Here is a 15,307-nt window from a genome sequence, read left to right on the forward strand (position 1 = left end):
TACGCTTAACTGCGAACCATATTTAATAGTATATTGCTACCTTTGCACACTTTTTATTATTTACAGACAGGTTTTTACGTATAATGGCAGCTACATACAAAGAATTCCGGGGTTTACATCTTCCCGCTATAGAAAAGGAAATTTTAGAAAAGTGGGATGATGAAAAAGCATTTGAAAAAAGTGTTTCGTTAAGGCAGGGCAGGCAGCCTTTCGTTTTTTACGAAGGCCCGCCAAGCGCCAATGGCATGCCCGGTATTCACCACGTAATTTCCAGAACCTTAAAAGACCTGGTTTGCCGTTACAAAACCATGAAAGGCTTCCAGGTAAAACGCAAAGGCGGCTGGGACACACATGGTTTGCCTGTTGAACTGGGTGTTGAAAAAGAGCTTGGCATTACCAAAGAAGATATAGGAAAGAAGATTTCGGTTGAAGATTACAACAAAAAATGCCGCGAAGCGGTTTTGCGTTATAAAGATAAATGGGACGAGCTCACCAAACGTATTGGTTACTGGGTTGACCTGGAACATCCTTACATCACTTTTGAAAATAATTATATTGAAACCCTTTGGTGGCTGCTAAAACAACTCTACAATAAAGGTTTATTATATGAAGATGTGAGCATCCAGCCATATTCTCCCGCAGCGGGAACAGGTCTAAGCTCACATGAATTGAACCAGCCGGGTACGTATAAAGATGTGAAGGATACAAGTGCAGTAGCTATGTTTAAAGCGGTAAAGAATGAAAAAAGTGATTTTCTTTTTAATGCTGCCGGAAATGATGAGGTTTTCTTCATGGCTTGGACGACAACGCCCTGGACACTTCCTTCCAACCTTGGCCTGACCGTTGGTGCCAACATTGATTATGTACTGGTTAAAACTTTCAATCCCTACACACATTTTCCAGTTAATGTAATTCTTGCCAAAGCTTTGCTGGGCAAATATTTTGAAGGAATTAGAGGTGACGAAAAAGTCGGAGATAGTTATTTCTTCACGAATACTGATTCTAAGAAAATAAATGTTGAATGGAAAATATTGGCTGAATTTAAAGGATCAGATTTAGAAGGAATACCCTACGAACAGCTACTTCCTTTCGAAGCCAATAAAACCGATAACCCCAATGCTTTCAAAGTTTTATTGGGCGATTTTGTTACTACGGAAGATGGTACCGGCATTGTTCACACAGCGCCGGCATTTGGCGCGGATGATTATAAAGTGGGCAAAAAATATGACATCGGCATATTAACAATGGTTGACCGCCAGGGCAAATTTGTTAATGGCCTTGGCGAATTCAGCAACCGCTACGTAAAAAATTATAAAGACGACCCGGATTATGTGGATGTAAACGTTGACATCTGCGTAAAACTGAAAAAAGAAAACCGCGCTTTCAAGGTAGAAAAATACGAGCACAGCTACCCGCATTGCTGGCGCACGGATAAGCCGGTTTTATATTACCCGCTTGATGCCTGGTTTATAAAAACCACTGCCCTGCGGGATCGCATGGTGGAATTGAATAAAACCATCAACTGGAAACCCAAAAGCACCGGTGAAGGCCGTTTTGGCAACTGGCTTGAAAATATGGTTGACTGGAATCTGAGCCGCAGCCGTTTCTGGGGAACGCCGCTTCCGGTTTGGCGCACAAAAGATGGCAAAGAAGAAATTTGTATTGGTTCAATAGAAGAATTGAAAGCAGAAGGCAAAAAAGCTGATGACCAGTTAGGCACTATGAACGCTGCTTTTCTTGCCCATGATAATCTTGATCTTCATAAACCTATGGTTGATGAGATTGTGCTGGTTTCTTCTTCCGGTGAGCCGATGAAACGTGTGCCTGACTTGGTGGATGTTTGGTTCGACAGCGGCGCCATGCCGTATGCACAATGGCATTTTCCATTTGAAAATATTGAAACCTTTGCCGATAATTACCCGGCAGATTTTGTTTGCGAAGGTGTTGACCAAACCCGCGGCTGGTTTTATACCCTGCATGCGCTGGGTTCTTTGCTGAAGGAATCTATTCAGGATGAACTGAAACAGAAAGGGTTTGAAGTTTCAGACGAAAAATATCCCGGACTGGCTTTTAAAACCTGTGTTTCCAATGGATTGGTTTTAGATAAGAATGGCCAAAAGATGAGCAAACGCCTTGGCAACGTGGTTGATCCATTTAAAACCATTGCCGATTTTGGCGCCGATGCCACCCGCTGGTACCTTATCACGAATGCTTCACCCTGGGATAATTTAAAGTTTGACCTTGACGGCATTAAAGAAGTACAGCGTAAATTCTTCGGCACATTATATAATACCTACCAGTTTTTTGCTTTATATGCCAATGTGGACGGCTTTGCTTTCAGCGAAGATTACATCCCTGTTGAAGAAAGGCCCGAAATTGACCGTTGGGTGCTTTCATCGCTCAATACCCTTGTGAAAAAAGCTACAGAAGCGATGGATGATTATGAACCCACGCTTGCCGGCAGGTTAATAGAGGAATTTGTGGATGAACATTTAAGCAACTGGTATGTGCGCCTTTGCCGCCGCAGGTTCTGGAAAGGTGAATATGAGCAGGATAAAATTGCAGCATACCAAACTTTATATGAATGCCTGGAAACTGTAACCCGCCTGATGGCCCCGGTTTCACCGTTTTTCAGCGATGCCGTTTTCAAAAACCTGGATGCCGTTACAAAAAGGTTTAATGTTGAATCAGTACATCATACCGATTACCCAGTTGCAAATGAAAAGTTGATCGACAATTCACTTGAAGAAAGAATGCAACTGGCGCAGGATGCATCTTCATTAATATTATCGCTCCGGAAAAAAAACAATATAAAAGTACGACAGCCTTTACAGAAAGCCCTGATACCGGTATTAAACCCGGAAATGAAGCAGCAGTTGGAAAAAGTGGGAGGCCTGGTAAAGTCTGAAGTAAATATTAAAGAAATAGAACTGGCAACTGATGCCGGCAATATCATTCATAAAAAAGTAAAACCCAATTTCAAATTACTGGGCGCTAAACTTGGCCCGGCAATGAAAGAAGCCGCCGGTATTATTGGCAGCTTTTCACAGGAACAGATTGCAGAGCTTGAAAAGAACGGATCAATTGAAATTGAGCTGAAAACCGGAAAATCTGCTATCGCCTTAAACGAGGTAGAAATAATTGCAGAAGATATTCCTGGCTGGAGCGTTGCTTCAAAAGGGAATTTAACAGTGGCTTTAGACATCCAATTGTCTGCTGAATTGAAAATGGAAGGCGATGCCCGTGAATTTGTAAACCGGATCCAGAATATCAGGAAAGACAAGGGTTTCGACCTTACTGACCGCATATCTGTAAATGTTCTCGACAATGCTATTCTCAAACCCTCTATCAATACATTTAAAAACTATATTTGCGCCGAAATTTTGGCAGATAATCTTGACTGGGTGCCGGAAATAACAGACGGCATTGAGGTTGAGGTTAATGACAACTTATTGAAAGTGAGCGTAAATAAAAAAGGATAACGAACTATGCCACAGAAAAAAACAATTAAAAAAGCAGCTAAGGCTGTAACCAAAAAAACATCGCCCGGCAGCAAAAAAGCCGGCCCCGTTAAAAAAGTTGCTCCCAAAGCAGCTAAAAAAGCTGTTAAAAAGGCAGCAGCAGCAAAAACGGTTAAAGCTGTGGTGGCAAAACCCAAGGCAAAGGTGGTTGCTGTTTCCAATAAGAAATCTGCAAAGAAACCTGTAGCCAAACCAGTAAAAACAATAAAGAAAGCTGCAGCGCCGGCAAAAAAAGCGGGGGCAAAGCCTCAGCCAAAAGCTGATGCCAGCAAGCAACATAAACAAATTAAAGCTATGTCAAAGCAAAAGAAGCAAGAAGAAAAACCGGTTCAGAAAAAAGCAGCGAAGAAGCAGGAACCGGTAAAAGAAGTGAAATTGCCTAAAATAAGCGCTAAAACCAGTGTGCCTTATCAGCCTTCTTATAAATCGCTTGAACAGCGGCAGGAGCCGGTAAGATCGGCTGAACCGCTTGTTCGCTATAGCGATACTGAACTGAATGAGTTTAGGGAATTAATTCAGCGCAAGCTGGATTCCGCAAAAAAAGAACTGGCTTATTTACAAGGCCTTATTACCCGTAAAGACGATATGGGCGGCGACGAAAGCGAAAACCGCTACATGACTATGGAAGATGGCAGTATAAGCATGGAGCGTGAACAACTTAGCCAGATGGCAAGCCGCCAGATAACTTATATCGACCATCTCGAAAAGGCATTAATCCGTATTGAAAACAAAACTTACGGCATTTGCCGTGTAACCGGTAAATTAATTGATAAAGCAAGATTACGCGCAGTACCACATGCCACTCTAAGCCTTGAAGCCAAGCTTGGTTTGGTAAAAGCAGGAGAATAAAATTTTCTCATTTAAATTATAAAAAGAAGGCCGGTTGCAATTGCAACCGGCCTCTTTATTTATGTTACCCGGCCAGATAAAACCGGTAATCTTTTAATATTCTTTACGGCGCAGGAGCTTTGGGCGGCTTAGGCGTAAAATTGTCGAACTTAACCATTAGGCCAGCTCCGAACAGTGACTGCACCTGTAAGCCGGCAGAGGTATTATGCGGCCCAAACTGGCGCACGTCATCATCGTATATTAAGGTAAGGCTATAGGTAACAGACAATATCCTGGAAATTTTAGCGGCAAACAGATTCGTCATATACACATCAACGTTCTGAGGATTATGCCTGTAGTTAGAAAACAGGTCAAGTTTGCCGGTATAGCTTACTGCTTTTCCAAGATTGGCGACGTAAGAAATAGTGCCATAAGCACCAAACTGAAAATCTGCTGGTTTGTCAACCGGAACGCCATATAATGCCCGCAGGCTGTCGGGCCTGACGATGGTCCATCTTGCAGTGGCAGGCGATACGAATATGGAAAGATTTTTTACCGGATGATAATCAAAACCGGGGCTTAATAATACATAAGCCGGTGCAAAGAAATTAGATGTGTAATTTTTTGTATCCGCATCCGGATAATCATATCCTTTAAAAAACTGCGTTCTTACATTAAAGAGGCCGCTAAGATTAAGTTTTGGGTTTAATGCATAGCCATACTTAGATGTAAATTCCACGCGGTCATCGTTTTTACGGGTGCCAAGGCTAGTAGTTTTTACATAGCCTATATTCCAGGTTGCAAGATTGTCCCAGCTATGTTTATTTTTTTTATAAAATGCAAAACCGCTTAACAGTGAGTTCAGTGATAATGAGAATTTCTCCCCGCCCGCAGCCCAGTTGCTCAATGAGCCTTGTGCAAGGTTAACACTTATGAGGCCGCCCGTTTTCCATATTTTAGGAATTGTATCGTTAGGATCTTTTGTAATTGTTTTGGATGATTCTGTTTTCAAATCCTGTACAGTTGCATCCTGCGAAAAGGCTGTATAAAATGCAGGGAGAAAAAAAACAAAAAGAAATTTCTTCATAATTTGTTGTTTAAGTTAATATTAGAGAACATTGGGGCGCATCAGTTCAGCAGCACAACTGCGTTTTGCCATTCTCTATTGAACGGCGTAAAAATATGCAAAGCCTGTTTAAACCAAATAATATGAATCCAAAACTTATTCTCTACATTTGCTTCTACTCAACCTGAAATTGTAACGCTTATATATACCAAAAGAACTGATTAAATAACTCCAATTCAATCCACCATTTGTTATGAGGAAATATCCTGTTGTCTTTGCCTGCATTTGTTTTTGTAATGCTGTTTTTGCACAACACCCCCAATTAATTAACAGCGCAGACGTAATAGAAAAGGCCGCCGGTTTCAGTAGCAACAAGCAATACAAACAGGCTATTGCATTATATAAAACTGTGCCAATAAGCGATTCTAACTACAGCAGCATCTTGCATGAACTTTCTTATGCCTGTTACCTCGACAGCGATTTTAATGCAGGGCTTGCTTATGCCAGGCAAGGCATGAAGCTCTTTCCTGAAAAGGCGGAAGACTGGTATAGCCTTGTGGCAAATGTGCTCGATGCGGAAGGGAAAAGAAATGAAGCTGTACAATATTATGACAGTTCCTTAGCTCTTAACCCATACAATTTTTATACATGGTTTAATAAAGGCATTGTTTTGTATAATTCTGATAAAAGCAATGATGCATTGCAATGCTTTCAAAAAGCCGTTACTATCAATCCGTACCATTCATCGTCGCATTATTTTCTTGGTGCCATTTATACTGAACAGGGCAGGCTGCCCCAGGCAATGCTGTGCTTTACAACCAGCCTGCTGATAAACCCGGAAAACAGGTATATTAATAAGTGTGTAAATTATTTAAACGCTATCTCCAAAATAACAGACGACATAAACGGCTTTGTTTCGCATGCAGCAACATACAACGATGATAATTTTGAATTGCAGCAGGAAATATTGCTGAGCAAAGCTGCCCTTGATGAAAAATATAAATTACTGGCAGATGTGGACGACCCCATTGTGCGGCAACTGCAGGTATTGCTCGAAAAACTGGAGTATGAGGCAACAGATAAAGGGTTTTGCATGCAATATTATGTACCCTTTTATGAAGGCGTATTTAAACGGGAAGAGTTTAATGCATTCATCAATTATATATTCAGCGGGCTTGATATAAAATCAGTAAAAAGTTATAACGATAAACACAAAAAAGAAATAGGCGTATTGACAGATTCTGCCATCAGCTACCTCAATTTAATAAGGCGGACAGAATTGCCAGATTATTCAGCGCGAATAAAAGCTGATAATAAATATTATTATGGTGAAACGAGCTTAACAGGCGTTGGCAAATGGACGAATAATGGCTCTGATGATATTTTTAATGGCCCCTGGGAATTCTTTAACGGTAATGGCCGGTTAAAATCAAAAGGGAATTTTATTAATTCAGAAAAAGAGGGCGACTGGGTTTTCTACCATGATAATGGTACAGTAAAAGAAAAATCAACTTACAAAAACGGTAAGGCTGAAGGAAAAAGTTATACCTGGTTTGATAACGGAATTTTATCGGGAGAAAATCTTTATGCCGGGGATAATTTAAATAGTGAATCGAAAAGTTATTTCTTCAATGGCCTGCCTAAAATGATTGAGCATTATAAAAATAATCAGTTGAACGGCGAAGCCAGGTCATATACTTACAATGGTTTTCTTTATTATGTTGCCAATTATAAAGATGATGAACTGGAAGGGCCGCTCACTTTCTATTATAAAAATGGCAAGCCTGAAGTAATCAAAAATTATTCAGCAGGAAAACTAAACGGCGCTTATAAACATTTCAGTGAAAATGGTATTGCTGATGTGGAAGGCAGTTATGCTGATGATAAAGCTACCGGCAACTGGAAAGAATATTACGACTCAAAATCGTTAAAGGCAGAATATACGTATGTGGATGGTTTAATTGATGGTATATATAAAACGTACCATGAAAATGGAAAGCCATCACAGGTTATTCAATATGCTGCCGGCAAAATAAATGGCAAAGAAGAAAACTTTGATGAAGACGGCATAAAATATGGCGAGGCAGTATATGAAAAAGGCAAGTTAAGAGAGCTCACCTATTTTGATAAATCAGGCCAGGTTATCAGCACTTCCACTACGCGGAAAGGCGCCGGCAATCTTAGCTTTTATAATGCAGATGGCAGCAAGGCCACCGATGGCTTTTATAATAAAGATGGCGATGCAGATGGTAAATCAACCTACTATTTTAAATCAGGCAAAATACAATCCGAAATAAATTTCAAGTCGGGCCTGCGTGAAGGTGAACGTATCATTTATTACGCTAATGGCAATATTTCAGAAAAAGTAAATTTTACAAACGACCAGGAAAATGGCCTTTTATTAGCCTATCATATAAACGGCGGCTTAAGATATGCAGGCAATTTTGCTGAAGGAAAAAAGCAGGGCGAACATCAAACCTTCAATCTTTTTAATACCCTTACTTCGTCAATATATTATCTCAATGATGAGCAGGATGGATATAGCACTTACTATGCGCCCAATGGTAAAAAATTATATGAAGAAAAGTACCGCACAGGCTGGTTGATTAAAACCACTCAGTTTGACACCGTAGGCAACATACTTTCCGAATCAAATTTTCCGACAGGCAAAGGAAAATTTGTTTTCAAACATTTGAACGGAAAAGATTATATACGGGTTTCCTATAACAACTATCTCACGCAGGGCAAATACGAATCATTTTATTTTGATGGCTCGCCGCTAAGTGTAAGATATTATAAAAACGGCCTTGCAGACAGCATCTATAAAGCTTATAATTATGGCGGCACACTTTCGCAGGAAGGCCAATTCAAATTAGATAAGAAAACAGGCAAGTGGAAGTTTTATGATGATAATGGCAAGCTATATTATGTTCAGGTTTTTGACCAGGGAAAGCTGAATGGCACATCGGTTTCTTACCACGAAAACGGCAATAAAAAAGCAGAGTTTAATTACAAAAACGATATGCTTGAAGGATTAACTGTTATCTACGGCAAGAATAACGAGGTGGCCGTAATATTAAACTTTCATAAAGACGGGCTTGTTAGTTATTCTTATTTAAGCAAAGATGGAAAACAGGTAGGGCCTGTAGCTGTAAAAAATGGAACTGCGGCTATTACAGCCTATTATCCCAATGGCAATAAAAGTGCAGAGCTAAATTATGAGAGCAGCACATCCAATGGCCCGCAAAAAATTTACTTCAGCAACGGGCAGCTTTTTTCACAATATGAAAGAGTGTACGGTTATAATAACGGCGTTGCCAAAACATTTTTTGAAGATGGCAAAATTTCCAAAGAAGAAAATTATGTGTACGATAATTTTCATGGCATAATAAAAGAATTTTATGCAAATGGTAATTTAAAATCAGAGCGCAGTTTTTATGAAGGAGAAGAAAATGGCGCTAGCAAATATTACAATGAAACCGGCAAGCTTACGGAAACAAGAACTTATTATTTTGGCGTTTTGCTAAGCGTGAACAAGCAATAAAGAACAAGGCTTATGAGAAAGTTGAAAATATTTTATACAGGCATGCTGCTTATGCTGGGCTGTAATTTATACGCGCAGTCGTTTGATGCAATAGCTGCAAAATATCCGAATAACCAGGCGGTAATTCAAAATTTTACAAAGACAATAACCATCAGCTTAAAAAACGGCGAACCTTTTGCGCAAAGCAAAACCGGGCAGGAAATTCTTGCACTGGACGATAAAGCCAATGGCCTTTATAACAGGCAGTATGTTTTCAGCAGCTCGTATAATGAATTAACGTCGCTTGAAGCTTATACAAAAGTACCAGATGGAAAAAGATACAATAAGCTTAAAGTAACTGATATAAAAACGGAAAGTTCAAGAAGCAGCAGTGTTTTTTACGATGATGCCAAACAATCAACCTTTGATCTTCCATCAATGATAAAAGGAGCGGTTGGTTACGTAACCTATACACAGGCGCATAAGGATCCACACCTGCTGTCACCGTTCTATTTTGTCTCTTATATGCCTGTTGTCAACGAAAAGTTTATTGTTACTTTTCCCGCAACCATGCAGGTTAAATACACCATTATGAATAATGATGATAACCTGGTGCATGTAACTGAAGACACCAAAGGCAAAGAGCACAGTTACATATTCAGGGCAAATAACGTTGATGCTTATGCGGGCTTTGATGGTGCACCTTCTGCTGCTTATTATGCGCCGCATGTTATTATACAAATTGTGTCTTATGAGAATGAAAATGGCGGGCGCATAAATTACCTTGGCAGCCTTGACGATTTATATAAATGGAACTATGGTTTTATAAACAAGCTCGACAATACCAGAGAACCTTACTTAAAGAAACTTGCCGACAGCCTTACCGCCGGTTGTAATTCGCCCGCTGAAAAAGCTGCAAATATTTATCAATGGGTGCAGGGCAACATAAAATATATTGCCTTTGAAGATGGCCTCGAAGGCTTTGTGCCACGCCGTGCCATTGACGTTTGTAACCGTCGTTTTGGCGATTGTAAAGACATGGCCAGCATTCTTACATCACTTTTACAGCTTGAGGGTTTAGATGCTTATTTCACATGGATTGGCACGAGAGATATACCGTATGATTATACATCCGTTTCCCTGCCCATCACCGATAACCACATGATTGCTTCGCTTAAGCTCGATAACGAATGGATATTTCTTGACGCAACAGACCCCAACTGTATTTTTGGCCTGCCCAGTTCTGCCATACAGGGTAAACAGGCACTGATTGCAATTTCAAAGGATAACTATAAAGTTGAAAGAGTGCCGGAAGTAAGCGCCGAAAAAAATACACTTATCGACAGCACTTATATTTCTGTTACTGACAATGGCATTAAAGGCCGTTCAAGCGTTTATTACAACGGGTATTGGGGCGCAGACGTTTATAACCGTTTAATGTTTAGCGATGCCAAACAAACACGCGATTACGTGAAATACCGGATGGGCAAGGCAAGCAATAAATTTATTATGGGCGATTATGCTATCAATAAATTAAGCAATGCCGATAAACGGGTAAACATAAAAGCCGGATTTGAAGTGCCTGATTATGGAAAAAAGATTGCAGATGAACTTTATATAAACCTGAACCTTGAAAAGCTTTTTGTGAACCAAATAATAGACACAGCAAAACGAAGGGTTCCGGTTGAGAATGAATTTAAATATATAATTAAACAATACACCATTCTTGATGTGCCTGAATCTTATACTGTGAGCTATATGCCGAAAAACTACAGCATTGACAACGACATCCTCGGCTTCAGCATAAAATATTCACAGGAGAATGGAAAGGTAATTGCCCTGCAGGAGTTGCGTCAAAACTTTTTAATGCTGCAGCCTAAAGGTTTTGCAACCTGGAACAATTCATTAAAACAACTTTTCAGCCAGTATAAAGAAGAAGTAGTGCTTGAAAAAAAGAAATAAATATTGCTTTCTGTTATGAGAAAATTTTTTGTTACAACCACTTTAGTATTAGCCACAGCTATACTTTCTGCCCAAACTTTTGATTATAGTTTAAATAATACCTGGAATAAAAAACCAGTGCTTCACGAAATAAAAAAGCCTTATGATTCGGCAAGCGCCGCAGGTATTCTCGATGAAAGAAAAATAGAATATTACAACGAAAAAGCTGGTGTGGTTATTAATGATTATAATCACTTTATTGTAAAGCTTACAAATGATAACGGCGTTGAACGTTTCAACAAAATTTATATACCCATGTATGCAGGCTCTGCAATTGAGCATATACAGGCAAGAACGATACTGCCCAATGGAAAAGTTATCAATCTCGATACAACAAAAATTAAAGAACTAACAGAAGATGGACAACAGTATAAATTGTTTGCATTTGAAGGACTGGAACCAGGTTGCGAAGTGGAATATGAATATGCCATAAAACGCCCGCTAAGCCTTTTTGGAAGCGAAGTTTTTCAACGTACAACAATGCCTTACCTGCATGCAAAATTTTTGCTTGTAACGCCGGCTTATTTAAAGTTTGATGCAAAAGGTTATAATGGTTTTAATGTGAGCAAAGATTCTGTTATAAATGAAAAGCGCATAATTGCAGGATACAGCAGTAACCTTGATGAAATTGATGATGTAAAATACGTTCAGGCAGAACCTTACCTGCAAAGAGTGGATTATAAGCTTAGCTATAATATTGATAAAAGTGCTTCCGTAAGATTATATACATGGAAGGAATATGCAAAGAAGGCTTACGAATATTATACTACCCGCACTTCAAAAGAAGAAAAGGTATTGGATGCATTCACAGCTAAAATAAAAATGCCGGGTAATAATGATGATGCACAAAAAATTCTTGCTATTGAAGATTATATAAAAACAAATATCAATATTGATAAAGATGCCATTGGTGATGATGCCGGCAACATTGAATGGCTTATAAAAAATAAAACAGCAAATGTGGATGGCGCTGCAAAATTATTCTGCGGCATTTTTGATAAGCTTGGAATTAACTACCAGGTGGTTTTTCCCGGTACAAGAACAGGTTATACCATTGATCCCGAATTGGAAAACTGGAATCGTATCAATGACATTCTTTTTTTCTTTCCTTCCACCGGGAAGTTTATATCTCCCGGCAGGCCGGATTTGCGTTATCCATATATTCCTTATGAGTTCACGGAAACAAACGGGTTGTTCTTAAAAGGAACGCTTATCGGTGATTATAAAACAGCTATTGGCAGCTTTCGCAAAATATCAATAGAGCCTTTTGATCAGCATGCGCATAACCTTGAAGCTGATATTCATTTTAATGCGGACCTGGACACCGCTATCATCCAGTTAGATCAGATTTTTAAAGGTTATGGAGCGGTAGGATACAGGCCCATTTATACATTTCTTACGCCGGATAAGCAGGATGAAGTAAATAAGGAAATCATAAAAAGTTTTATAGGAACCGATAATATTTCAAACATAAAAATTGAAAATACTGCACTTACAGATTATTTTGACAACAAGCCACTCATAATAAGTGCGCTTGTAAAAAACCCTGAAATGATTGAACGCGCCGGCAATAAAATCCTGTTTAAAATAGGTACTGTAATTGGCCCGCAGGAACAAATGTACCAGGAGAAACCAAGGCAGTTACCGGTTGAATTGCCTTATCCTCATATATTAAACAGGAAGATTGTGTTGCATGTTCCGGATGGGTACAGGGTAAAAAACCCCGATGATATAAATATAAATACAGAACATAAGGAAGGCGGTGAAACAACAATGGGTTTTACAAGCAGCTATTCAGAAAATGGTAATACAATAACGATCTCAATCAATGAAACCTATCGCAAAATAAAGTACCCTTTATCAGAGTTTGAAGATTATAAAAAGGTTATTAATGCTTCTGCGGATTTTAATAAAGTGGTGCTTGTTCTTGAGAAAAAATAGATTGTTAAATAAAAAAAGCAACCTTTTCAGATTGCTTTTTGGTGCCCAAGACTGGATTCGAACCAGCAAGCCCGTTAAGGCACTACCACCTCAAAGTAGCGTGTCTACCAATTTCACCACCTGGGCATGGCCTGCAAATGTAGGGGGAAAATAAATTATTTATTCAGTTCTATCCTAAAAGTTGTGCCTTTACCCGGTTCGCTGTGTTTTACAAACAAAGCGCCTTTGTGATATTGTTCAATTATGCGTTTACTCAGTGTTAACCCAAGCCCCCATCCTCGTTTCTTTGTAGTAAAGCCGGGATTGAAAACCTTTGCAATATTGTTTTTTGAAATGCCCTTACCGGTGTCCGTTACATCAATTAAAACCTGTGATACCGTATCTTTTATATACACTTCAACCGAGCCTTTGCCTTCAATAGCATCCAAAGCATTTTTTAGCAGGTTTTCAATTACCCAGTCGAACAACGGCGGCGATATCATAGCCGGAATATCTTTTTCCCCACCGGCATTTAAGCTCATATTTACCTTGCCTCCTGCCCTTCGTTTTATATAATCCATCATATTGCTGACTTGCTCCACAATATTTTTTTCTTCAAGATGAGGATGGCTGCCTATTTTGCCAAAACGGTCTGTTATAAGTTCAAGCCGGTTTATATCTTTCTCTATTTCTGCGCTGAATTTTTCCGTTCCGGGCGTTTCCTTCAAAACTTCCACCCAGCCTTTAAGGCTTGAAACGGGTGTTCCCAACTGATGCGCCGTTTCCTTAGCCATGCCTGCCCATACCTGGTTTTGCGTGCTCCTATATGATGTGTGCTGCGCAATTATTATCACTATAAGAAAAAGCCCTACGATGATTAGCTGAACAACAGGATAATACCTCACCTCTTTTTGCAAAACACTTTGGCCATAATAATATTTATTGGCCTTGTAAGGTTTTTCGGAAAGAGTTATAATTATAGGCTCATGATCTTTTTTAAACTCAACTAATTTCTTCTTCAGATAATTTGGGTCTGATTTAATTTTTGCTGAATTGAGGTTTACACAGTTGCCTGCATTAATGCTGTCGTTTTCATTGGTTTCAATAATAGGTATTTCGGTGTTTTCCGAAGAAATCCTGGCAGCAAGATTAAGGTTAACTTCATCTGTAACATTTAATATAGTATGCTGCGCTTCCACCCATATTTCTACTTTCTTCTTTTCATCTGCTGCTATTTTTTTAGCCAGGTAAGATGAATAAAATATAGTGCCTGTAACAATAGCCGCTGCTATAAGAAATAACAGTGTTTTGCCATTAAGCCATTGCTGAATCATGCTCTAAAATATATAAACGGGTGCAAATAAAAAATCCCGCAGTAATGATTGCGGGATTTTTGCTGAGACATTATAAAAACACGCTTTTTAACTGAACAGGCCGCCTTTCTTAAGTTCTTTTGTTCCTTGTCCTATTTTATAACCGTTTTGATAAATTTCAATTTTGTAACTGCCGGTTTGATATTTTCCTGACTCCGGTTTCCAGTCAAAACTTACCGGCATGCGTTTGCCCTGCTCGTAATTCACTGTCATTTTATTGGTAAACACTTTATCACCATCTTCCCTTGTTGTAAAGGTACCGCTGCCATTAGCAGGCACTGTAATTGGATGGCCATCCGGGCCTGTAACACATACAAACAATTCTTTTTCGCCGCTTGGTGCAATGCGGTTTTCATCAAGATCAAATGTTATTCTGAAAAGATCTGCGCGTTTTGCGGTTTCTGTCGTTTTTTCTTTACCGCTGCCTTTTACATTAATAGCTGCAATATTGATATTGCTTGCATGCAATGTGGAACCAACATCTTCCACCTGTGCTTTTGCAGCCTGCGTGGTAGAGAGGTCTTGTTCAACTCTTGTTTTCTGAGCAGTAAGCGTATCGCGCTGCGTGCTCAAATCTGCATTGGCAACAGTCAATGTTTGATTTTCCTGTTTCAACTGCTCTACCTGTGCCAGTAAATCGGTGATCTTTCCATTTAATTCTTTAATCATCGACCTGGCTTTGCTTAAATCTGCATTCTTTTTGCCCAATTCATTTTTAATCTGCGATTTAAGGCTTTCAATCTCCGTTTTCCGATCTGCCAATTCACCTGAAAGTTTTGCATTGGAACCGGTTAATGAATCCATTCTTGATAAAGCATCATTATATTCTGCTTCAACCGCGCTGCGGGATGAATCGGCGGCGGTATATTGAACAGTAAGCTGATCAATTTTTTTGCTTGACTGGCTCTTATCATAAATAATATAACCCCAGGTACCAACCAAAGCGGCTATTAAAATGCCGAAGATCAGCTTACGGTTATCTTTCGGCTGGTTAGCCGGCTGATTCTCGGATGTAGAAGAAGGATAATTGCTGTAACTCATATTTTATGGTTTAATTGTAAGGCTAATTTAGTAA

General features: G+C 39.4%; 8 protein-coding genes and 1 tRNA gene. 5 read left to right on the forward strand and 4 right to left on the reverse strand.

The features are described from left to right. Nucleotides 1-83: 83 nt before the first annotated feature. Nucleotides 84-3,482: an isoleucine--tRNA ligase gene (ileS, locus tag BM015_RS03860; protein WP_090654631.1), complete on the forward strand. Its 3,399-nt coding sequence runs from the start codon at nt 84-86 to the stop codon at nt 3,480-3,482. A gap of 6 nt (nt 3,483-3,488) precedes the next feature. Further along, nucleotides 3,489-4,370 carry a TraR/DksA family transcriptional regulator gene (locus BM015_RS21800; protein ID WP_245751204.1) on the forward strand — a complete coding sequence of 294 codons (882 nt, stop codon included), beginning with the start codon at nt 3,489-3,491 and terminating at the stop codon, nt 4,368-4,370. A gap of 103 nt (nt 4,371-4,473) precedes the next feature. On the opposite strand, the gene BM015_RS03870 is transcribed toward BM015_RS21800, so the two are convergent. Continuing rightward, nucleotides 4,474-5,436, reverse strand: a complete 963-nt coding sequence (locus BM015_RS03870; RefSeq protein WP_090654633.1) for a DUF3078 domain-containing protein — start codon at nt 5,434-5,436, stop codon at nt 4,474-4,476. 232 nt (nt 5,437-5,668) lie between these two features. On the opposite strand from BM015_RS03870, the gene BM015_RS03875 reads away from it, so the two are divergent. The 3 genes from BM015_RS03875 to BM015_RS03885 are packed head-to-tail and all read left to right on the forward strand — an operon-like array spanning nt 5,669 to nt 12,880. After that, the gene (locus tag BM015_RS03875; protein ID WP_090654635.1) at nt 5,669-8,959 is read left to right on the forward strand and encodes a toxin-antitoxin system YwqK family antitoxin; all 3,291 of its coding nucleotides are present in this window, start codon (nt 5,669-5,671) and stop codon (nt 8,957-8,959) included. A 12-nt stretch (nt 8,960-8,971) separates the two neighbouring features. After that, a complete protein-coding gene (locus BM015_RS03880; protein ID WP_090654637.1) occupies nt 8,972-10,900 on the forward strand; it encodes a DUF3857 domain-containing transglutaminase family protein in 1,929 nt (642 codons plus the stop codon). A gap of 15 nt (nt 10,901-10,915) precedes the next feature. Further along, nucleotides 10,916-12,880 carry a DUF3857 domain-containing protein gene (locus tag BM015_RS03885; RefSeq protein WP_090654639.1) on the forward strand — a complete coding sequence of 655 codons (1,965 nt, stop codon included), beginning with the start codon at nt 10,916-10,918 and terminating at the stop codon, nt 12,878-12,880. Nucleotides 12,881-12,919: 39 nt separating this feature from the next. Here the strand turns inward: BM015_RS03885 and BM015_RS03890 are convergent. The 3 genes from BM015_RS03890 to BM015_RS03900 all read right to left on the reverse strand — a co-directional run bounded on the left by BM015_RS03890 (nt 12,920) and on the right by BM015_RS03900 (nt 15,273). Further along, a tRNA-Leu gene (locus BM015_RS03890) sits at nt 12,920-13,006 on the reverse strand. 29 nt (nt 13,007-13,035) lie between these two features. After that, entirely contained in the window at nt 13,036-14,193 is a 1,158-nt protein-coding gene (locus BM015_RS03895) for a sensor histidine kinase (RefSeq protein ID WP_090654640.1), read from the reverse strand. Between the two features lie 87 nt (nt 14,194-14,280). After that, entirely contained in the window at nt 14,281-15,273 is a 993-nt protein-coding gene (locus BM015_RS03900) for a hypothetical protein (RefSeq protein ID WP_090654642.1), read from the reverse strand. Nucleotides 15,274-15,307: the final 34 nt, after the last annotated feature.

Origin of the sequence: Parafilimonas terrae (assembly GCF_900115755.1) — a bacterium.
GTDB classification, from domain to species: Bacteria; Bacteroidota; Bacteroidia; order Chitinophagales; family Chitinophagaceae; genus Parafilimonas; species Parafilimonas terrae.